Origin of the sequence: Rodentibacter sp. JRC1 (genome assembly GCF_020521555.1) — a bacterium.
Lineage (GTDB): Bacteria > Pseudomonadota > Gammaproteobacteria > Enterobacterales > Pasteurellaceae > Rodentibacter > Rodentibacter abscessus.
This window is the reverse complement of record NZ_BPWA01000001.1, coordinates 14,778-37,365: the sequence shown is the minus strand read 5'-3', so window position 1 is coordinate 37,365 and position 22,588 is coordinate 14,778. Positions and strand designations below refer to the sequence as shown.

The following is a 22,588-nucleotide window of genomic DNA, read 5'->3' as shown; positions in this document are numbered from 1 at the left end:
TATCAAACTCCAATTCGTACAACGAAAATAACAATTATTGCATAAACGGCGGCAAGCACATCATCCACCATAATCCCAAAGCCACTTTCCAATTTTTTATCAAAATAACGAATCGGGAAAGGTTTTAAAATATCGAAAATCCGAAATAGTACAAATGCCGTTAATATCCATTGCCAAGAAAGTGTCGGAATAGCAACCAGCACAATAAATATGCCGACAAATTCATCCCACACGATCGAACCGTGATCGTGAACCCCCATATCATCAGCAGTTTTTTGACAAAGATAGCAACCTAGAACAAAGCAAAGTGCGGTCAAAATCAGAAAGATTTTTGTACCGAAAAGGGCGAGTAATATCGCACCCAAAATCGTACCGACAACACTCCCCCAAGTACCGGGAGCCGGATTGAGCAAACCCGAACCGAATCCCAGTGCGAGCAAATGCACAGGATTGCTTAAAGAAATTCTTTTTAAAGGATTATTTTCTGTCATTTTTCTTCCCTAAAATGATCAAAACCGGATAACGGGGCAAGTTCAACCTCTTCGCCTTCACGTAAAAAATGCAATGAAAACCGACCGCACTTTGCTGCTACTGTACGTCCAATACAAGTACAAGGCACATCAAGATATTTTAAACGTTCCTCAAACTTCGCTTGGTTTTCAGCCGAAACGGTAAAGCACAATTCATAATCTTCTCCACCGCTTAATGCCAACAATTCTGCTTGTGTACGATTATGATGACTTAATAGGGCGGAGGAAAGCGGCAAAGCGGAAAGCTCGATTTCGGCACTGCATTGGCTGCGGTTTAAAATATGCCCGAGATCCGAAATCAAACCGTCAGAAATATCAATTGCAGCATTGGCAATCCCCATTAAAGCACGTCCAAGCGTTATTCTTGGAATCGGACGAAAATGGCGTTGTTGCAAAAATTCATCATCAGAATTGACCGCACTTTTGCCTGATAAGAGCATTTGCAAGCCTGCAGAACTGTCTCCCAATGTACCGGAAACATAAATTAAATCGCCAACTTTCGCTTGATGACGGCAAAGTGCTCGTCCTTTTTCAATCAAACCTTGTGCCGTAATCGTAATAGAGAGCGCACCTTTCGTGGTATCTCCACCAATTAATGTGACGTTGTAATTTTTTAATATTTGCAACAAGCTTCGACTAAAGTCGGCAATCCAGTATTTATCAATTTTTGGTAAGGTTAAGGCAAGAGAAATCCATTTAGGCACTGCGCCCATGGCAGCAAGATCGCTTAAATTGGTCGCTACGGCTTTATAGGCTAAATCAGCAGCTGAAATCGTTGGGAGAAAATGCGTGTTTTCCACCATAGTATCCGTTGTAATGGCAAGCTGATAACCTTCCGGTACAGACACCAACGCACAATCATCACCAATGGATAATTGTACCGAATCATCGGTTTGGAATTGCGATTGCGAAAAATATCGCTTAATCAGATCAAATTCGCCCATTGCCATATTTACAACCTGTTCAAAACAAAAAAGCACGCGTTACAAACGCGCGCTGTTTTTTATATAAAGTGATTATTTACGCCCTAACGCCGGTGCAATTTTATCCAATACACCATTTATGTATTTATGACTTTCATCCGCACCAAATACTTTTGCCACTTCTATGGCTTCGTTAATCACTACTTTATAAGGTACGTCTAGTTCAAAGCGTAATTCATACACCGCCAAACGTAAAATGGCTTTTTCAATAGGATCAAGCTCATCAAAAGTGCGGTCAATATAAGGCCCAATAATAAAGTCAACGTCTTCGATATTTTCCACCGCTTGACGAAATACCTTACGGAAGTAAGGTTTATCGACCCCAGTCATATCTTGATCAAGTAAAAATGCCAGTTCTACTTGTTCAACGTTGTTACCGGAAATTGCCCAAGAATATAAGGCTTGAACCGCACATTCACGTGCACGACGACGGGCTGAAGGCTTCTTGACTTGTTTTTGTTCTGCCATAATGATTATGCCGCATCAATTTGTTGAAGAAGATTCACCATTTCAAGCGCCGTTAATGCCGCTTCAGCGCCTTTATTCCCTGCTTTTGTACCGGCACGTTCGATGGCTTGCTCAATATTCTCAGTGGTTAATACGCCAAATGCGACCGGAATTTCTGCATCCATCGCAACTTTTCCTAAACCTGTGCTTGCTTCTCCGGCAACATATTCAAAATGTGCTGTGCCACCACGAATTACCGTCCCCAACGCCACAATCGCATCAAATTTTTTACTTTCTGCTAAACGGCGTGCGACTAATGGCAATTCATATGCCCCCGGTGCACGTACGATAGTAATATTTTCATCTTTTACTTGACCGATACGTTTTAATGCGTCAATCGCGCCTTCCAATAAACTTTCATTAATAAAACTGTTGAAACGGGCAATGGCTACCGCAACTTTAGCATTCGATGCCGCTACTGCACCTTCTAAAACTTTCATACTTTTCCCTATTTGATTCATTATGATTAAAACGGTGGCGAATTCTAGCACAAAAATCACCGCCTATCAGCATTTATCTCTTTCTAATAATAATGAAAAACCTTTAGACTTCGTCAATCACAAATTCAAACCAATCAATCACATCTCTTTCATGAATACCGTTTTCAATCAAAATACCGGCATTTTTCACAGATTGTGTACTACCGGATACTAACGGATGCCAGTCCGGCAAAGGTTTGCCTTCATAAAGTAAACGATAAGCACAGGTATAAGGTAACCAATGAAAATCCGGAAGGTTGTTTTTAGTGAGTTTTGTGCAATCCTTTTCGATTTTAAAACGCGCCGAATAATTACCGCACTTTCCCGTCTTCACATCCAGTAAATTACAGGCAATACGGGTGTAATAAAGTTTTTGTTGCTTTCCTCGCCCTTGAATATATTTACGATAACAACATTTACCACAACCGTCACACAACGCTTCCCATTCGGGTTCTGTCATTTCAAGGAGAGATTTAGTTTGCCAAAAATCGGGAGTTAAATTTTCCATAAAAATCAGATAAAAAAGAAAGTACGGTCATTTTAACCGCACTTTTAGAATTTCTCTACTTTAAATTAATTTATTTCTAATAAAGGGATAGAACTATTCTCTGAAAATTCAGATACTTGAGTTAAAAACGAAGGGATATTTTCTGCTGATTTTGGATAACAAAGAAAATTAATATCTACGCCTTCTAGTGTTTTGGGTTGACGGAAATAGTTATTTTTTTGATACCTATTACTTGCCAACCAATAGCATTGATAACCTATACTTTGCATATAATTCAAAGTTTCCTGAATTGTATTTGAATGCACTTCAATGAAAATGATAGGCTGATATTTTTCAATTAATTGTTTTGCCCCATTCAAGACCTGTAAATCAAAGCCCTCCGCATCAACTTTCAATAATTTTAGACTCGTCAATTTATTAATTTCGATATGATCATCCAAACGAATTACTTCAATATTCTCTAAATGGACCTTGCCCTTAAAATTTCCTTCCGTGCTAAATCCTTTATCCAGAGAAAAGCTACCATAATTCCAAGGGGCTTTGTAATCGGAAGATTGAATATCAAGACGTTGATGTTGCTCACCAACACCTTGTTGATAAGCATAAACATTAGTAAGGTGATTTAAGGTTAAATTACAACTGAGATGTTGAAAAAGAATACGTTGAGGTTCAAAACAGAATAATTTTCCTTGTGGGATAGCTTTAGCTAAAGGAACTGCATGCATACCAATATTTGCACCGACTTCAATGACGTTATCGCTTGCTGCAAGAATATGATGAAAAACGGCTACTTCAACTTCCGACCATTCGCCATAACATTGAGCATATTGACTAATAAAATCACCCTCAATTAATTTGAACAATCCCCATTTTAAATTGTACAATTGTGCTGTGCTGTGCTGTGCTGTGCTGTGCTGTGCTGTGCTGTGCTGTGCTGTGCTGTGCTGTGCTGTGCTGTGCTGTGCTGTGCTGTGCTGTGCTGTGCTGTGCTGTGCTGTGCTGTGCATGATGTTACCCTCTTTATTAATATATAGAACTAAAGTGCGGTCATTTTCAGTTACTATGTAGTAGTTGCACAAATATTATTAAATAACGACTTTGTAGGGTGCGTTAGGCAAAGCCGTAACGCACCAATTAACAAGGTTTGATGGTAAAACGGTGCGTTACGCAAAGCTCAACGCACCCTACCCAAATTAAAAAATTTTGTGCAACTACAACATAATACAGGTCATTTTAACCGCACTTTTAACATTCTATTAAACTTAAAAACCTTCTTTCAAACTCACTGTTAAGTTAAACACTAAGTGGTCGGTGCGGCTGTCTTTGCTGTCTGCACAATAGTAACCTTCACGTTCAAACTGGTAAGCTTTTTCAGGTTTTGCATTATGCAGACTTTTTTCCACAACCCCCTGCTTAATAATTAATGAATTTGGATTTAACACGTCAGAAAGTTCCTCTGCCGCCCCCGGGTTTGCTACGGTAAATAAGCGATCGTATAAACGGAATTCCGCCGATAAATTATCTTCTGCAGAAACCCATTGAATCACCCCTTTCACTTTGCGACCATCTGCCGGATTTTTACCTAAAGTTTCAGGATCGTAAGTACAATATAGGGTTGTGATATTGCCGTTCTCATCCTTTTCCACCCGTTCTGCTTTGATTACATAAGCATTACGTAAACGCACTTCTTTGCCAAGCACTAAACGTTTATATTGTTTATTCGCTTCTTCACGGAAATCCGCTTGATCGATATAAATTTCACGAGTGAAAGGCAATTCACGGGTACCAAGTTCCGGACGATTCGGGTGATTTGGGGCATTTAAGATTTCTTTTTCACCGAAGTTCTCAATCACTACTTTTAACGGATTTAACACTGCCATCGCACGTGGTGCGTTTTCATTTAAATCATCACGAATGCAAGATTCTAATGCACTGTATTCCACCACATTATCTTGTTTCGTTACCCCTATGCGGCGACAAAACTCACGAATGGAAGCAGGAGTATAACCACGGCGGCGTAAGCCCGAAATCGTTGGCATACGCGGATCATTCCAGCCGTCAACAATACCGTCTGTGACTAATTTTAATAATTTACGTTTGGAGGTCAGTGTATATTCTAAATTCAAACGTGAAAATTCATATTGGTGAGGTAATGGACGTTCAATTGAAATATTATCTAGTACCCAATCATACAAGCGGCGGTTATCTTGAAATTCAAGTGTACACAATGAATGCGTAATGCGCTCAATTGCATCGGAAATACAATGGGTAAAATCATACATCGGATAAATACACCATTTATCGCCTGTTTGGTGATGGTTTGCAAATTTAATGCGATAAAGTACCGGATCTCGCATTACCATAAATGGTGAAGCCATATCAATTTTGGCACGTAAACTTGCTTTCCCCTCGGCAAATTCGCCGTTTTTCATTTTCTCAAATAAAGCTAAGTTTTCTTCTACAGTGCGATCACGATACGGGCTGTTTTTACCCGGTTCCGTCAATGTACCACGATATTCTCGCATTTCTTCCGCTGAAAGTTCATCCACATACGCCAAACCTTTTTTGATTAACTCAATCGCATAGCCATAAAGCGCATCAAAATAATCGGAAGCATAATGAACCTCTCCCGCCCAGTGAAAACCTAGCCATTCCACATCTTGTTTAATAGAATCTACATATTCCACGTCTTCTTTGACAGGATTGGTGTCATCAAAGCGCAAATTACATAATCCGTTGTAATCTTTTGCTATGCCGAAATTCAAACAAATGGATTTTGCGTGACCGATGTGTAAATAGCCGTTTGGTTCAGGTGGGAAACGGGTATAAACATTATTATGTTTACCATTTGCCAAGTCTTCATCAATAATTTGTGTAATAAAATTATGCGGACGTATGCTTTCCGTTTTTTCTAGATCTAGATTATGTTCTGTATTGCTCATAACTTTCTCATAAATAAAAAAATAATCCCGCTATTCTATCTGTTTTATAAGAGAAAAGCGAGATGTGCGAAAAATTAGACATCCCCTCTTCTAATTTTCAGCTAATTCTAAAATGTAAAATAAACGACAAGGCAATATATTGAGAAATATTTTGTCTCACACCAAGATTTTTCGTGCAAAACGAGAAAGTTATCATTAAAATACGCAAACTGAACAATCGTTCATTATTTGGAATTTATCATCAATGAAGAAAATTTTATTTATACTCGGTTTTTTCATTTTAGGCGGTTTCGCCTTTTATTTTTTTATCGCAAACAACAATCAGCAATCCACCTATCTCACTGAAAAAGTAACTCGCGGTAATGTTGAAAAAACCGTCGTTGCCTCCGGTTCTATCAGCAGCATTAACGAAGTTGATGTCGGCGCACAGGTTTCGGGTAAAATCACAAAACTTTACGTTACACTAGGACAAGAAGTAAAAAAAGGTGATTTGATTGCCGATATTGATTCTACTACTCAAATTAATGAGCTCAATACGAAAAAAGCCGCATTGGCAAGCTTTCAAGCACAATTAAAAGCAAAAGAAACCGCACTTAATGTGGCGCAATCCGCTTACTCCCGTTATGCTAAACTTTATGCTCAAAAAGCCGCCTCTCTTGATGATTTAAACAATGCAAAAAACACCTTTGATGCGGCAAAATCAGAAGTCGATGCTTTGAAAGAATCCATAAAACAAGCGGAAATTGAAGTCAATACGGCAGAAACCAATGTCGGCTATACCAAAATCACTTCACCGATTGACGGAACGATTATTTCTACTCCAATTTCTGAGGGACAAACCGTCAACTCGGCACAAACAACACCAACCATTGTAAAAGTGGCGGATTTGACCCAAATGCGCGTAAAACCGGAAATTTCGGAAGGCGATATCACAAAAGTAAAAGCCGGTCAAAAAGTGATTTTTACGATTTTGTCCGAGCCGAATACTCGGTATGAAGGTGTAATTTCTTCTGTCGATCCGGCAACTACAACAAAAAGCGATAACTCTTCTACTTCATCCGGCACTTCAAGCACGTCCGGCAGTTCCAGTGCAATCTATTATTACGCCAATTTAATCGTTGATAATCCCGACCGCACTTTGCGTATCGGAATGACAACGGAAAACAACATTAAAATAGCCGATGCACAAAATGTGTTACTGATTTCCAATATGGCAATTCAAAAGAAAGACGGGAAAACCTTCGTGAATATCTTGAACGAAAAAAATCAACCGGAAATGAGAGAAGTGGAAATCGGTGTGCAAAATGATTTTCAAACGGAAATAAAATCCGGCTTAAGCGAAAGTGACAACGTCATTGTTTCACAAATCACTTCCGGTGAAAAAGTAGGCGGTACGGTTCGTGGTCCGAGAATATTCTAAAGTGCGGTAGAAATTTTATGAATATTATTGAAATTAATAAGCTCAATCGCTACTTCGGCGAAGGCGAAAATCGCGTTCACATTTTAAAGAATATTTCCTTAAATATTGAAAAAGGCGATTTTGTTGCCATTATCGGACAATCCGGCTCAGGCAAATCCACGTTAATGAATATTATCGGATGCTTGGATACGGCAACTGATGGTTCTTATAAAATTGATGGCAACGAAATTAATCGACTTTCAGCCGATCAATTATCCGATTTACGTAGCCAAAAATTTGGTTTTATTTTCCAACGTTATAACCTACTTTCAAGTTTAACGGCTGCGGAAAATGTCGCACTCCCTGCGATTTATGCGGGCGTACCTCAAATACAACGCTTAAATCGCGCCAAACAATTATTGGAGAAACTAGGATTAGCCGATAAATGGCAAAATAAACCTAACCAGCTTTCAGGCGGTCAGCAACAACGAGTAAGTATCGCTCGCGCATTAATGAACGGCGGTGAAATTATTCTTGCCGATGAACCGACAGGCGCATTGGATTCCCACAGCGGACAAAATGTGATGGAAATTTTGCGTCAGTTACATCGCGAAGGTCATACCATCATTATGGTTACGCACGATCGCGATATTGCCGCCGGCGCAAATCGTGTTATTGAAATTAGAGACGGTGAAATCATTGCCGATAATCAGAAAGAAAGCGTAAAAAGTGCGGTCGAAAATCAACTCAAAATTAAACCGCACTTTGGTTTCAGTAAAGATCAACTTATTGAAGCTTTTCGTATGTCTATCAGTGCGATTGTTGCGCATAAAATGCGATCTCTACTCACTATGCTCGGTATTATTATCGGGATCACTTCGGTGGTTTCCGTGGTGGCATTAGGTAATGGTTCGCAACAAAAAATTTTAGAAAACATTAAGGGCATCGGCACGAATACAATGACCATTTTTAACGGTACGGGGTTTGGCGATCGAAAAGCCGAGCAAATGCAAAACCTCACGATAAATGATGCCAATGCATTAAACCAACAAAGGTATGTACAAAGTGTGACACCAAATAGCAGTTCAAGCGGTACGCTGGTTTATGGCAATCAAACCTTCTCTTCCAGTAATTTAAAAGGGGTGGGTGAACAATATTTTGATGTCGAGGGTTTAACACTCAAACAAGGAAATTTCTTCTCTGCTCAAGATGTGCAAGAAAATAATCAAGTAGCGTTAATTGATGAAAACGCCCAAAAAACAATTTTTTCAAATGAATCGCCGCTTGGAAAAAGCGTTATGTTTAACAAACGCCCTTTACGTATTATAGGTGTAGTGTCCGATAAAAAAATGGGAGGAACCAGTAGTTCTTTGAATATCTATGCACCTTATACCACGGTAATGAATAAAATTTCCGGTAGCAAAAAGATTGGTTCTATCACAGTAAAAATCGCCGATGATGTCAATTCGACAGTGGCAGAAAAAAGTATTACGGAATTATTGACTATGCGCCACGGAAAGAAAGACTTTTTCATTATGAACAGCGATACTATTAAGCAAACCATTGAGAGTACGACAGGTACGATGAAATTACTGATTTCTTCTATCGCCTTTATTTCCCTGATCGTAGGAGGCATTGGCGTGATGAATATTATGCTGGTTTCCGTAACGGAACGAACCAAAGAAATCGGTGTGCGTATGGCAATTGGCGCACGCCAAACCAATATTTTGCAACAGTTTTTAATTGAAGCCGTGCTCATTTGTTTAATCGGCGGCATTACCGGCATTTTACTTTCAGGAACAATCGGATTGCTATTTAATTTCTTTATGAGAGATTTCGCTATGACATTCTCTGCCGTCTCAATCATTACGGCGGTACTTTTCTCTACCCTTATCGGCGTAGTATTTGGTTATATGCCGGCGAAACGTGCAGCACAGTTAAATCCGATTACCGCTCTTGCTCGCGAATAGATTTTGTAAAACCTAAAAATGCGGTAAAATCTACCGCACTTTTTAACGATGATAATGAAGGAAAAAACAATGTTAAAAATGAAAAAATTAACGCTTACTATTGTGATAGCTACAACCCTTGCAGGCTGTGCCAATATCAGTGATTCTTATAAAGCCAGCCAAGAGGATTATCAAAAATACCAAGAAATCACCAAACAATTCAATATAAAAGAAAATTGGTGGGCACTCTATAACGATGCACAATTAAATCGTGTTGTCGAACAAGCCCTATTAAACAATAAAGATTTGGCAAAAGCTGCCGTTGCCGTCAATCGTGCGCTTTATAATGCGAATTTATTAGGGGCGAATTTAGTGCCGATATTTAGCGGCTCAACAACGTCCGGCGCACAACGCCGTATTGACAAAAGCGCAAATTCCACAATTTCTCACTCAGGCACACTGAATGTATCCTATACCCTTGATCTATGGCGTCGTTTAGCCGATTCCGCCGATGCCGCCGAATGGGCACATAAAGCGACGGCTGAAGATTTAGAAGCAACCAAATTATCCTTAATCAATTCTGTCGTCACCACCTATTACCAAATTGCTTATCTTAATGATGCCATCAGCACTACGGAAGAAAGCATTAAATATTACAATGACATCAGCAATATTATGCAACGCCGTTTAAATCAAGGCGTAGCGGATTCTGCTGCGGTGGATCAAGCACAACAATCGGTGTTAACGGCTCGTAATAATTTGATCAATTATCAAACTCAAAGAAAAGCTGCCGAACAAACTTTACGTAATTTACTTAACTTAAAACCGGAAGAAGCGTTAAATATCACTTTCCCTCATATTCTTAACGTAAAAAATGCGGGTGTAAATTTAAATGTGCCGGTTTCCGTTATTGCGAATCGTCCTGATGTAAAAGGCTATCAATATCGCTTAAGCAGCGCCTTTAAAAATGCCAAAGCCACACAAAAAAGTTGGTTCCCGGAAATTACTTTAGGCGGCAGTTTAAGCTCAACAGGAACCAAAGTTGGCAATGCGCTACATAATCCTGTTGCGGGTGGCTCGATTGGTATTAGTTTACCGTTCTTAAATTGGAACACAGTAAAATGGAACGTAAAAATTTCAGAAGCGGACTATGAAACCGCACGTTTAAACTACGAAAAAAGTATTACCACTGCATTAAATGACGTTGATACCAACTACTTTACGTTTACCCAAGCACAGAATGCCTTTGCCAACCTGCAAAAAACCTTTGATTACAATAAACGAATCACACAATATTACCGTAACCGTTATAATGCGGGCGTATCAGAGTTACGTGAATGGTTAAATGCGGCAAATACTGAGAAAAGCTCACAACTTGCTATTTTACAAGCAAAATATAGCCTCATTCAGGCAGAAAACGCGGTATATAGCTCAATGGCAGGTTACTATTCCCGCTAATCACCTATATCATAAGGAAGTTTCGGCTTCCTTATTTTTTTCACGGAATTTCTAAAAAATGAAAAAACAATTAACTTTTTACTTTATCCGTCATGGAAGAACCTTTTGGAATGAACAAGGTTTAATGCAAGGTCATGGCGATTCTCCTTTAACGGAACAAGGGATTTTAGGTGCGCAAAAAGCAGGTCTTGCCTTACAACATATTGATTTCAACGCTGCTTATTCCAGCTGTTTAAAACGTACTATTGATACGGCGGAATTGATTATCGGCAAACGCAATATTCCATTATTTCAACATAAAGGATTAAACGAACAATTTTTTGGAAAATGGGAAGGACAATGGGTTGAACCCCTACGTGAACATCCGGAATTTAAGCAAATGATCAGCGACCCGGCAAATTACAAAGCGGAAACCAATGGAGGAGAAACCTACCAACAGCTCGCTGAGCGTGCAGTGAAAGCATTACAGGATATTATCGAAATTCATCATTCCGGTAATATTCTCGTGGTTTCTCACGGGCATACATTGCGCCTACTTATCGCCCTCCTAAACGGTGCAACTTGGCAAAATCATCGCGATGAAAATCAATCCATTCCCTTACTCAATACATCAATCAGTATCGTACATTATGAGAGTGAAAAAGGATTTTTCGTTGAGAGAATAAATGACGCCTCGCATTTAGAATAATCGATAAATATTTATTATTTCAGCCTAACAGAGCAAATAAAACACAAAGAAATTTGACCGCACTTTTTATTTCTATATCATACGGTCCATCGTTGATAAATGAGAAAAACTGATGACAACTGAAATTCAAAAACTTGATCCGGATACGGCAATTGATATTGCTTACGATATTTTCTTAGAAATGGCAGGAGAAAATTTAGATCCTGCCGATATTATGCTATTCAATCTTCAATTTGAAGAGCGGGGAGCAGTGGAATTTGTGGAGACCGCCGACAATTGGGAGCAAGAAATCGGCGTGTTAATTGATCCGGAAGCCTTTGCCGAAGTTTGGATTGGCTTAGTTAACGACAAAGATGAGATGGACGATATATTCGCAAAATTCTTAATCTCTCACAGGGAAGAGGATCGTGAATTTCACGTTGTTTGGAAAGAATAAAAATAAAGACAAAAAAGGGAACTCATTGATTTCCCTTTCGTTTTTACAGCGGAATACTCGAAAAAAACACCAATAGCAACGGGGGTAAAATATTCGTTACAAACCCAAAAGAAATCGCAATAGGTACGACTTCGATCCCGCCTGATTTCTGAATTATCGGCAAGGTACAATCCAGTGCGGTAGCACCTGTAATGCCAATCGCCGTTGAGCGGAAATATGGCATAAAAAGCGGTACGACAAATAAACTCACAATTTCACGCAATAAATCGTTAAAAAATGCAATGCTCCCTTGAACCGGTCCCCAAGCGTTTGTCAGTACGACGCTCGATAAGGAATACCACCCCATACCTGAAGCAAATGCCAAACCTTGCGTTATCGGTATCGATAAAATAAAAGCGGCAATCATTCCTCCTAATAATGATGTTATCGTAAATACAATACCGGTTTGAAAACCACGTTTATTGAAAATCGCTTCTTTCAAAGAAATCCCATTATTGCGTAACTGTATGCCTACAAAAAAGATCAATGCAATCAATACATAAAGATTAACGCCTGTCGGCAGTATCAAAGAAGATTTAAACAACCAACCGACTAATACACCAACAACCACAGTAAAAGATAGTTTGAAAGAATCTACAAAAGAATGCCAACGAGAAGGAATTTTACTTTGGAATTCAAGTGGCTCTGAAGGGTTAAAATGATCATACATCATAAGCCCGATAATATTGAGGGCTAAAATAGAAATCGAAAGTATCACAGCCGTTTTGCCTATAATCGGTAATATCGCCTCAAGACCATCTAACTGCCCAAGCAAATAGCCCATTAAAAATAAAATAACATAAAGCAAAAACATCACCATTTGGTTAATTTTTGCAATGTAATCTTTATTCTCTATCTTGAGCAAATAACCTAATAACATCGGCACCAAAACAATTAACAAGCCATTTATCATATCTTGCATAGCAGATTTCCTCTCTTTGCGAAATTTCTTCTAAGCATAGCTTTCTGTTTATTGAATTAATCCATAGTGAATTAAATAAAAATATTTTTCCATAAAAATCTGCACCTTAATCAATCGGCTAATTTATACGACTTTTAAGGTGCAGATTAAAGTGCGGTCGATTTTCTCCAAGTTTTACGAAGAGATTTATCGTTCCTGCAATGCCTGTTTCATACGTGTAATCGGTTTAATCAAATATTGAAACACGGTTTTTTCACCCGTTTTAATATCAACCATTGCAGTCATACCCGGTGTAATCGGCATTGCATTACCTTGACTATCTGTAATATGGCTACCATCGGTTTTAACTAAAATACGATAATATGCCTGATCAGGGTTAAGATTAAGTTCGCTACGACGACGTTCATCTTGCAAAGTGTCAGGACTGATTAGTACGACCTTGCCCTCTAATCCCCCATAAATCGCATAATCATAAGCACTGATTTTAACTAAAGCATCTTGGTCAGGACGAATAAATGCCACATCTTTCGGACTAATATAAGCCTGAACTAAAAGTGTGTCATCAACAGGGACAATTTCTAAAATATCTTGTCCTGCTTGCACAACCCCACCCACAGTATTGATACGAATATTTTTAACAATCCCTTTCATCGGAGCCTTAATTTGCGAACGTTCTACAGGGTCAGCACGCATTGCCATATTTTCACGGGCTTGAGCTAATTCTGATTCTGCTTGTACCAATTCATTATTTGCCACTGTTACATATTGATTGCGGCGTTCTGAAATTTGTTGTGCAAGATCCGATGATTGGCGTTTCATCCGCAATAATTCAACTTCTGACATTACGCCTTTCGCCACCATAGGTTGAGTAATACTAATTTCACGATCAAGCAAAGCTTTACTCTGTGATAAACCTTTCACTGCATCTAGCATTGAACGATGGCGTGCATTATAAGCCTCCGTTTCGCGTAGCTTAACTTCTTCAGGTATATCTGAAGGAAATTCCAATGCCTTACCGGAAGATTCTGCTTGTAACCTTGCCACCATACCACGCAAGTTTTGTACTTTCGCTTCACTTTCACGCAATACGGCAGAAGATCGAGTATCATCCAGCACAAGAAGAACTTGCCCTTTTTCTACTAAATCCCCTTCTTTCACCTTCATAGCTTGAATAATGCCGGGATCAAGACTTTGTACTATCTGCTCACGGCTACTTGGAATCACACTTCCCTGCCCACGGCTGACTTCCTCAAGAGGGCTAAAATAAGCCCAAATCACAAAGACAACTAAAAATACGGCAAATAAAATTACGACCGAGAAAATACCACGGTGCTTTTCTGTTTGCATCGCAGCATTAAGATCATTAATTAACACGAGGTCTGCTTGTTTAATTTGCTCAGCCATTGTTCTTCCCTTCTTCATTTTCAGCTGCTCCATTCACCGCTGCTTGCTCAGCGCTTTTATTAGCTTGTTGCTGCGCAATCTGCTGTTTTTGCTGAGCCTCGACTTGTCTTTTCTCATTTTCATTTAAATGTTTTAATACGGCATCACGAGGTCCATCAATCGCGACTTGGCCATTATCCATTACGATGATTCTATTCACCAATTTCAGCACTTGAGGACGATGTGTTACTACTACCATAGTACGATTGCCGATCCAACGATGTAAGGCTTGTAACACCATTTCTTCCGAACCTTGATCAAGATCACTTGTTGGTTCATCGAGTAAAACAATGCGAGGATCTTTTATGGTTAAACGAGCCAACGCCACAAGCTGTTTTTGACCGCCGGATAACCCTTGACCATTTTCTCCCAATGGCATATCTAATCCACGCGGATGATTATTCACAATACTGCCTAATTGGAAACGGTTAAGCGCATCGATCAATTCTTGGTCCGTAGAAAAATTATCTACACGAGCAATATCTAAATTTTCTCGTAATGTTCCCAAAAATAGTCTTGGTTGCTGACCAAGAAGTGCAATTTGGTTACGCAAAAAGGTCGGCTCAATTTGGCGAATATCCACGCCATCTAAGCTCACATTTCCACTTAACGGCTCATACAAACCTGATGCCAATTTTAACAATGTACTTTTTCCGCTTCCAACACGCCCAAGAATTGCCACTTTTTCTCCCGGACGAATCGTAATATTCACGTTAGAGAGTGCATTTGCTAAGTCCTTGTTATATTGGAAAGCAATATTCTTGAAACTTAAACTGCCTTGGGTATTTTGTAAGGTAATATATTTACGATTTATATCACGCTCAATCGGGCGATTCACAATATCATCCACGCCTTTTAAGGCTAAGCGAGCTTGCTGGAAGCGGGTAGCTAACCCGGCAATTTGACCTAATGGTGCTAAAGCACGTCCGGACAAAATAACTGAGGCAATCAACGCCCCCATCGTAATGCGGCTTCCTTCATCTGTACTGTGGATCAAATAAGTGCCTAATAACACCAAAAAAACCGTATTCAGTTGTTGTAACCCTGTTGAGAAATTCACGATAAAGTTGCTCAAATCTTTCACTTTAATCTGTGAAGCGGAGGTTTTCGCCGTGTAGGCATCCCAACGGTGTTGTGCCCAAGAGGTGGCATTGTTTGCTTTGAGGGTTTCAATACCATCTAAAGCTTCAACCACCAATCCTTGACGTTGAGAGGATTCCCGCATTGATTCATTGATGCGTGCGGCTAATTTCGGTTGAACTAAAACCCCAACAATGATCACTGTTGGAATAATAATTAAAGGCACAACCGCTAACATTCCACCAATCAAGAAAATCACAAAAACGAATAGAAGTAAGAATGGTAAGTCCACCAGCACTAACAAACTAGCAGAAGTCATAAATTCTCGTACCGATTCAAAATCGCGCAAGTTATTCGCATAGGAACCTGATGATGCGGGTTTATCAATTAGGCGAAGTGCCATTACCCGTCTAAATAAGGCGGAGCTAATAATCAAATCCGCTTTTTTCCCTGCAATATCCGTTAAATGTCCCCGAATCATTTTAGCAGCAAACTCAAAACTAATCGCTAAAATTACCCCTATACTTAACGCCCACAGGGTTTCATAGGTTTTATTTGGGATCACTCGGTCATACACATTCATCACATACAGTGAGCTCACCAATGCGAGAAAATTAATAATAAAGGTTGCAAGCACAACTTGACCATAATAAGACTTAAAACGCCAAATCACCTTCCAAAACCACGCTTTTGGTAAGTCATATTCAGGTAATTCAGAACGGACATCCGCCGTCATTTTAGGCTTCACAAACCAACAATAACCTAAATAACGTGCATTAAGTTCTTTAAAAGTTAATACTTTTTCTGCATTATCAATTTGACGAACTGTAAATTTTCGCTCATTTCCAAGCCCTTCAATTTTTGTAATAACTGCTGCTTCATTATCTGTCAGCATTACCATAACAGGGGTTGCAAGACTTGGGATATCCACCAATTTACGTTTTGAGATCGTATTTTCAAAACCATAAGTCCGTAATATCTCACCAAGAGAAGCTAAATTCACATTTAGGTGATTATCTCTTTCAACTTGTGCGGTCAGTGCTTCATGTGAAACAGGGTTACCGTGTAACTGAGTCACTAAAGCTAAATGTTCAATGATAGATTTCATAATTTATTTACTTACCCAATTTGTAATTTGTGCTTGAGAAACAAGATAAAGTAATGCAGCATCTCGCAAATCATTACGAGCGGTTACTTCCGCCATTTGCACACTGCTTAATTCTTGATAAGAATCAAGCACATTTAAAAGTGTTTTCGCCGCGATATCAAATTGTAATTCCGTATCTGCCACCACATTACGTTGTAATTTTATTTGCTTACTTGCAACATTCATTAATTGCTGATTTCTCACCATATCTACTTCGGAAGTAAGTGCTTTTTCCTGAATATCCAGTTCAATTTCACGTAGTTTTGCTTCAGCGGCACGTTGCGAATAATAACTTTGCTCCTGAGCATATTTTGTTGCCGGATTATAGATATCCCAAGACATATTCACATAAATCTCGTGATTATGACGACTTGCATTTCCTTCCAAATTAATTGCAGGTAAACGGCGTGCTTTAGCAGCTCTCACACCGGCCTCCGCACTATCAAACTCTTTTTGTTGAGCACGATAACTCGGATTAGAACTCACATCCTCACTATGATATTTTTTAATAAAGGCATTGACATTTATCTTACTAAAAGGATCAACAAGATCCGCTTCTGTTATCGCTTTTCTTGTATAGCGAGTCAATTGATTCAATGATGAGTGCATAATACGTTGTTGTGTCAGTAATGCACTTTCTACTTGATTGCGACGAGAGAGAGCTTCATTTACATCCGATAAACGACCCGAGTCATATTTCACGATCACATTCAAATCATGCAAAATTTTCTCGTGCCGTGCTAAGCTTTCTTTATAAACCGCTACACTTTCTTTAGCCCGTAGTGCAGTTAAATACAACTGCCCGATTTTTTGTCCCATCACTTCACGAGTTTCGGATAACTTATGCTGATAATAACCTTCTTTATGACGATCCCGCTCGATTTCCGCTTCAATCCCGCCCCAAGCATATAAGTTTACCTTAGCATTAATACCCGGTCCTGAACGGCGATTACTGGTATCACGATGATATTGATTTACCACCGAAGTCCCTGTTAGCGAAACAACCGGCAAATGCCCTGCCTCAGAAATTTTGGTTTGACTCTCCGCCATCGCAATATTCGCTCTTGCCTCATCCAGTGTCGGATCGTTATCCATCGCATTTTTAATAATACTTCTCAACTCAACTTTAGCTTGAACTAAAGGAGAAAAACATAGCCCACATAGCAATGTAGCTAATAATGTTTTAGAAAAATGTGTCCTCATTGGTTTTCCTTTGTTGTCATTTTGTTATAAAATTCGTAATCCCAAATGGAGATTTTAAATTCTCAAATCAATTTCAATATGCTATAGCTTCCTCTATAACATCAAAATTTCCTCAAAACTAACCGCTCTTTTCTCTAAGTTCCTCTCTTGAAAAAAGAGATAAATTTAGTATTTAAATTTAATTCTCATAAAACTACTCATAAAAGGAAGCAAAAATAGTTTTACGAAAACAATTTCCGAAAAAACGGAAGTGTATTATACACCTACCTCTCCCATATAATTAAAATAAAATATTGTCAAAAAACGTTTTATGTTTCAAAAACTCTAAGCATCGTTTAATAAATATTGAAGAAACTAAAACTTATTTTGCTTGATTTAGGTTTTTATGGCAAACCAAATTTAAAATTAACATTGGGAAGTGTTTTAGATTTAGTATTTAATTTGCCTCCCCTTTTAACTATCGACTGTTTCTATAGTAAAAGGGGACTTTCGTCCCCTTCTCCACTTCTCACATTAAGTAAATTAAATCACCTGAATATCTTGTTGGATGTAGATAACAGAACCGACATTACTCCAAGCATCATAGCTATTAACATCTGCGGATAAACCAACATTGTTATCATTACCTAGACTATACCCTGAACCATCTTGATAAGTTAACAAGTATGTTTTTGGTACCGGACGATTACTACCTAAATCAATAATACTGTTAAAAATACCATCAGCTTCCGCTCTATCACTAGCACTACCCGTATAGATCTGACCATTTGCATGAACGTAAATATGGATTGTACCGTTACCAGCCCCCCATCTATCCTTTTTTAGTCGGTATATCAACTTTTGCTTTCTAACTCTTTCATGTTCAATTTTCCATCGTGGTTAGCACACAATAAAAGAAAGGAGCGGCTTATTGCCTCTCCCAAATAAAGTAGATTTAAACACTTTGTGCCGGTAATACATAAATATGATTATTTTTGACCGCACTTTTCAATATTAAAAAATTAAGCGTTTACTTTACGTCTTGCGATAACTGCATCCGATAACTGTTTTAATAAGACTTCCGTATCTTCCCAACCGATACAAGCATCCGTAATACTTTGTCCGTAAGTCGCCGCTTTACCATCAACCAAATCTTGACGGCCTTCAACAAGATGGCTTTCCACCATCACACCGAAAATCTGTGTAGAGCCGTTGGCAATTTGTTTACTTACGTCTTCGCAAACTTCCATTTGCTTTTTGAATTGTTTGCTGCTATTTGCATGGCTGAAATCCACCATAACGTGTGGAACACGTCCTGATTTCTCAATGTCGGCACAGACTCTCGCTACATCTTCAGCGCTGTAGTTAGGGCCTTTATCACCGCCACGTAAGATAATATGGCAGTCTTCATTGCCCTTAGTAGAAACAATCGCAGAATGACCGAACTTGGTGACGGATAAAAAATAGTGTGGAGCTTCAGCTGCACCAATCGCATCCAGTGCGACTTTCACGCCGCCATTGGTTGCATTTTTAAAACCGACGGCACAAGATAAACCCGATGCCAACTCACGGTGAACTTGAGATTCCGTGGTACGTGCCCCAATTGCGCCCCAGCTCATAAAATCCGCCACGTATTGAGGCGTAATCATATCTAAAAACTCACCGGCTGACGGCACACCAAGGTTATTAATGTCGGATAACAGTTTACGTGCAATACGTAAACCATCATTTAGGCGATAACTATCATTTAAAAACGGGTCATTAATCAACCCTTTCCAGCCCACTGTCGTACGAGGTTTTTCAAAGTAAACACGCATAATGATTTCAAGGCTGTCTTTATATTTTTCACGTAGCGGTTTTAAGCGGGCAGCATATTCTAATGCGGCTTTTGGATCGTGGATGGAGCAAGGACCTATGATCACCAATAAACGATCATCTTTTCCATGAATAATGTTGTGAGTATCAAGGCGGGTTTGTTTAACTAATTCAGCAGCTTCTTTACTTGCCGGAAATTTTTCGAGTAAAGCGATTGGTGGTAAAACCTGATCTACTTTTTCAATACGTGTGTCATCATTTGCAACGACGATTTCAATTTTTTCTTTAGTCATACATCACTCTCTTATAATTATAAAAAATGTTGTGTTTAAAAATTACAGTTACTCTACACCTATTTAACGCACTAGTAAACTAGTTCAATGGTGAATATTTAAAATTTTAGCTAATGATTACTCAATACCTGAGCCGGTTGGAGTTTTGCCGCCCGACTTGCGGGATAAAGACTTGCTAAGAGACTTAAGGCTAACGCCGCAGCCAAAACCAATAACACATCTTGCCAATGAAGTTCGCTAGGAAGAAAATCGACAAAATAGATGCCGTCCGATAACAATTTCTTTCCGAGTAAATGTTCTAAGCCCTGAATCAACGTGGTTAAATTTAACGCCAATATTGTGCCGAGAACTATCCCTATTAAACAACCTTTCATTCCCGCTTGCAAGCCGTACCAAATGAAAATTCGCTTAATAAAGCCATTATTTGCACCAAGTGTACGCATAATCGCGATATCACCCTGCTTATCTTTTACCGCCATAATTAAAGTGGAAACAATATTAAAGCAAGCGACACCGATAACAAGTACCATTGCAATATACATCACTGTACGGATAAGCTGAATATCCCGATACATATAACCGAACTTAGCAATCCAATTTTGCACATAAAGAAGCTGCGGATAATCATTTAATGCCGAATAATCCATTTCTTGCACCTTAAACGGATCGCTGACTTTCAACGCTATACCGGTGATTTGATCATTTTGATAGCCAAGTAATGTTTGTGCTTGTGATAAAGAAAGTAAGGCATAGCTATGATCAAGCTGACCATCTAAACGCAATATGCCTGTAACTTGAACGCGTTCACGGCTCGGTTGAGATAGCCCTTCATCACTATTTTGTTGGGAAATAAGTAAAGAAACCCAATCCCCTACCTTAACGTCCAACTCTCTTGCAATACCGGAACCGAGCACTAAACCGCCCTCTTTACCAAATTTTTGCCACCCCTCGCCTTCTACGAATTTACCAAGAGAACTAACCTGATCTTCCGCCGTCTTGTCCACACCTTTTACCTGTACCACTTTTAATTTACTGCCGTTTTCAATCAATCCCGTAAAGCTCACAAAAGGTGAAAGTGCGGTGATTTTTTCATTCGTTTTTAAACGCCCGGCAAGATTTTGCCATTGATTAATCGTTTGCTCACCACCATTGGGATTGACCAGAATTTCCGCATGAGGCACTACTGCAAGAATACGTTGATTCAACTCACGCTCAAATCCATTCATCGCACTCAAACCTACAATTAACACCGCCACACCAAGGGCAATACCGATAGTTGAAAATTTTGAAATCAACGTAACTAACGGATTTTTCTGCTTACCACGTTGATAACGCCAGCTAATAAAAAAAGGGGTATCCATTATGCGTTTTCCTTTAATACGCCATCTTGCATCATTAAACGGCGGGATAATTTAGCCGCCAAACCCATATCATGGGTGACTAATAAAAAAGCGATATTTTGTTCTTGGTTTAAGGCTTGAATTAACTCAAAAATGCTTTCTGTGGTTTTATGATCTAAATTTCCCGTCGGTTCATCGGCAAGCACTAAGGAGGGATTATTTACTAATGCCCGAGCAATCGCTACACGTTGACGTTCTCCCCCTGAAAGTGCCGAAGGGCGATGAGAAATTCGATGGTTTAAACCGACCGCACTTAACATTTCTTCCGCACGATCTTTTGCTTCCGTTTTATTCAGATTTCCAATTAACATCGGCATCATCACATTTTCAAGTGCTGTAAAATCCGCCATTAAATGATGAAATTGATACACGAAACCCAAATTTTGATTACGTAATTTTGCCAATTCCGATTCGGACGCTTTTTGCAAGGATCGCCCTTTAATAAACACCTCACCGCTGCTGGGCTGATCTAAACCGCCTAAAGTATGTAGTAGCGTGCTCTTCCCCGAACCGGAACTGCCGACAATCGCCACCAATTCTTTCGGCTGCATTACAAAGGAAACCCCTTTCAACACTTGAGTTCGGTTATCCCCTTCTTGATAGAATTTACTGATATTTTCACATTGTAGTAGATAGTTATTCATTTTTTACTCTAATTTTGACCGCACTTACGTATCAATTCGTTGATGTAAAGAACAAGAAATGCAGGCGAGTTTATCATATTTCGTCCCAATTCTTGATTAAATCTCAACTTTCCCAAAAACGTCAAATGCTGTTTGAGAAAAGTATCGAGCAAGATAATTTTTTAAATAAAACTGAGTTTCTTCAGAAATGATCGGATCATATTCGGGATAACGGTTGTATAGCACACGTAACACCTGAATATTTCGTATTCTGCAAGCCTCTAAACTCAACAACGTATGATTTATGCTGCCCAATTTTCCTGAAGTAACCAATACTAACGGATAACCTTGCGCCTGAATGTAATCTAATATTGTCTCATCCTCATTATAAGGAACCATTAATCCACCTGCGCCCTCAAGCAATATATAATCATATTTTTCTGCCAAAAGTGCGGTCGATTTTTCAATCTTTTTTGAATCAATCACGCATTTTTCTCTTTTGGCTGCCAAATGAGGGGAGCAGGGATATTCAAAAAGGTAAGGGCAAGTAATGCCGTTAAAATCATCTTCTGTTAATGCAATGCCTTGAATTTTCCGATGAATCAATAGATCCTCTGCAATATTCTTACAACCTGTTTGAATCATTTTTTGTGTGATAACGGAAAAACCTTGAGCCATTAATTGCTTTGCCAAAATACCTGTGGCAATCGTTTTTCCTATATCCGTATCAATCCCTGAAACAAAGATGACTTTTCCCACAATGCC

21 protein-coding genes are annotated in these 22,588 nt (G+C 39.1%); 5 read left to right on the top strand and 16 right to left on the bottom strand.

The window, feature by feature from the left end:
- Positions 1-2: 2 nt before the first annotated feature.
- The 7 genes from HEMROJRC1_RS00190 to glnS all read right to left on the bottom strand — a co-directional run bounded on the left by HEMROJRC1_RS00190 (position 3) and on the right by glnS (position 5,949).
- Positions 3-491 carry a phosphatidylglycerophosphatase A gene (locus HEMROJRC1_RS00190; RefSeq protein WP_226691072.1) on the bottom strand — a complete coding sequence of 163 codons (489 nt, stop codon included), beginning with the start codon at positions 489-491 and terminating at the stop codon, positions 3-5.
- Positions 488-1,480, bottom strand: a complete 993-nt coding sequence (thiL, locus tag HEMROJRC1_RS00185) for a thiamine-phosphate kinase (RefSeq protein ID WP_226691071.1) — start codon at positions 1,478-1,480, stop codon at positions 488-490. Before thiL ends, HEMROJRC1_RS00190 begins: the two co-directional genes overlap by 4 nt.
- Positions 1,481-1,546: 66 nt before the next feature.
- Positions 1,547-1,981 carry a transcription antitermination factor NusB gene (nusB, locus tag HEMROJRC1_RS00180; protein ID WP_226691070.1) on the bottom strand — a complete coding sequence of 145 codons (435 nt, stop codon included), beginning with the start codon at positions 1,979-1,981 and terminating at the stop codon, positions 1,547-1,549.
- 5 nt (positions 1,982-1,986) lie between these two features.
- Positions 1,987-2,460: a 6,7-dimethyl-8-ribityllumazine synthase gene (gene ribE / locus HEMROJRC1_RS00175; protein WP_226691069.1), complete on the bottom strand. Its 474-nt coding sequence runs from the start codon at positions 2,458-2,460 to the stop codon at positions 1,987-1,989.
- 103 nt (positions 2,461-2,563) lie between these two features.
- Positions 2,564-3,007, bottom strand: a complete 444-nt coding sequence (locus HEMROJRC1_RS00170; RefSeq protein WP_226691068.1) for a YcgN family cysteine cluster protein — start codon at positions 3,005-3,007, stop codon at positions 2,564-2,566.
- 65 nt (positions 3,008-3,072) lie between these two features.
- On the bottom strand, positions 3,073-4,014 hold the full coding sequence (locus HEMROJRC1_RS00165) for an FkbM family methyltransferase (RefSeq protein ID WP_226691067.1): 942 nt from the start codon (positions 4,012-4,014) through the stop codon (positions 3,073-3,075).
- Positions 4,015-4,269: 255 nt separating this feature from the next.
- Complete coding sequence (gene glnS / locus HEMROJRC1_RS00160) at positions 4,270-5,949, bottom strand: glutamine--tRNA ligase (RefSeq protein ID WP_226691066.1); 1,680 nt, start codon at positions 5,947-5,949, stop codon at positions 4,270-4,272.
- A gap of 244 nt (positions 5,950-6,193) precedes the next feature.
- On the opposite strand from glnS, the gene HEMROJRC1_RS00155 reads away from it, so the two are divergent.
- From HEMROJRC1_RS00155 to HEMROJRC1_RS00135, 5 genes are all read left to right on the top strand, one after another.
- The gene (locus HEMROJRC1_RS00155; protein WP_226691065.1) at positions 6,194-7,369 is read left to right on the top strand and encodes an efflux RND transporter periplasmic adaptor subunit; all 1,176 of its coding nucleotides are present in this window, start codon (positions 6,194-6,196) and stop codon (positions 7,367-7,369) included.
- Between the two features lie 17 nt (positions 7,370-7,386).
- Entirely contained in the window at positions 7,387-9,318 is a 1,932-nt protein-coding gene (locus HEMROJRC1_RS00150) for a MacB family efflux pump subunit (protein ID WP_226691064.1), read from the top strand.
- A 69-nt stretch (positions 9,319-9,387) separates the two neighbouring features.
- On the top strand, positions 9,388-10,755 hold the full coding sequence (locus tag HEMROJRC1_RS00145) for a TolC family protein (protein WP_226691063.1): 1,368 nt from the start codon (positions 9,388-9,390) through the stop codon (positions 10,753-10,755).
- A gap of 58 nt (positions 10,756-10,813) precedes the next feature.
- The gene (locus HEMROJRC1_RS00140; RefSeq protein ID WP_226691062.1) at positions 10,814-11,443 is read left to right on the top strand and encodes a histidine phosphatase family protein; all 630 of its coding nucleotides are present in this window, start codon (positions 10,814-10,816) and stop codon (positions 11,441-11,443) included.
- A gap of 112 nt (positions 11,444-11,555) precedes the next feature.
- Complete coding sequence (locus tag HEMROJRC1_RS00135) at positions 11,556-11,879, top strand: HI1450 family dsDNA-mimic protein (protein WP_226691061.1); 324 nt, start codon at positions 11,556-11,558, stop codon at positions 11,877-11,879.
- A 43-nt stretch (positions 11,880-11,922) separates the two neighbouring features.
- On the opposite strand, the gene HEMROJRC1_RS00130 is transcribed toward HEMROJRC1_RS00135, so the two are convergent.
- From HEMROJRC1_RS00130 to bioD, 9 genes are all read right to left on the bottom strand, one after another.
- Positions 11,923-12,840 carry a lysine exporter LysO family protein gene (locus HEMROJRC1_RS00130; protein WP_226691060.1) on the bottom strand — a complete coding sequence of 306 codons (918 nt, stop codon included), beginning with the start codon at positions 12,838-12,840 and terminating at the stop codon, positions 11,923-11,925.
- A gap of 186 nt (positions 12,841-13,026) precedes the next feature.
- Positions 13,027-14,244 (bottom strand): HlyD family type I secretion periplasmic adaptor subunit, encoded by a 1,218-nt coding sequence (locus HEMROJRC1_RS00125; protein ID WP_374707286.1) that lies wholly within the window; start codon positions 14,242-14,244, stop codon positions 13,027-13,029.
- Complete coding sequence (locus HEMROJRC1_RS00120; protein ID WP_226691058.1) at positions 14,237-16,471, bottom strand: type I secretion system permease/ATPase; 2,235 nt, start codon at positions 16,469-16,471, stop codon at positions 14,237-14,239. The genes HEMROJRC1_RS00125 and HEMROJRC1_RS00120 overlap by 8 nt, the downstream gene beginning before the upstream one ends.
- Before the next feature lie 3 nt (positions 16,472-16,474).
- Entirely contained in the window at positions 16,475-17,713 is a 1,239-nt protein-coding gene (locus tag HEMROJRC1_RS00115; RefSeq protein ID WP_226691057.1) for a TolC family protein, read from the bottom strand.
- A 522-nt stretch (positions 17,714-18,235) separates the two neighbouring features.
- Positions 18,236-18,550 carry a hypothetical protein gene (locus HEMROJRC1_RS00110; RefSeq protein WP_226691056.1) on the bottom strand — a complete coding sequence of 105 codons (315 nt, stop codon included), beginning with the start codon at positions 18,548-18,550 and terminating at the stop codon, positions 18,236-18,238.
- Between the two features lie 164 nt (positions 18,551-18,714).
- The gene (gene aroG / locus HEMROJRC1_RS00105) at positions 18,715-19,800 is read right to left on the bottom strand and encodes a 3-deoxy-7-phosphoheptulonate synthase AroG (RefSeq protein WP_304621899.1); all 1,086 of its coding nucleotides are present in this window, start codon (positions 19,798-19,800) and stop codon (positions 18,715-18,717) included.
- A gap of 110 nt (positions 19,801-19,910) precedes the next feature.
- A complete protein-coding gene (gene lolE, locus HEMROJRC1_RS00100; RefSeq protein WP_226691055.1) occupies positions 19,911-21,161 on the bottom strand; it encodes a lipoprotein-releasing ABC transporter permease subunit LolE in 1,251 nt (416 codons plus the stop codon).
- Entirely contained in the window at positions 21,161-21,844 is a 684-nt protein-coding gene (lolD, locus tag HEMROJRC1_RS00095; RefSeq protein ID WP_226691054.1) for a lipoprotein-releasing ABC transporter ATP-binding protein LolD, read from the bottom strand. Before lolD ends, lolE begins: the two co-directional genes overlap by 1 nt.
- Positions 21,845-21,940: 96 nt before the next feature.
- Positions 21,941-22,582 carry a dethiobiotin synthase gene (gene bioD, locus HEMROJRC1_RS00090; protein ID WP_226691053.1) on the bottom strand — a complete coding sequence of 214 codons (642 nt, stop codon included), beginning with the start codon at positions 22,580-22,582 and terminating at the stop codon, positions 21,941-21,943.
- Positions 22,583-22,588 lie beyond the last annotated feature (6 nt).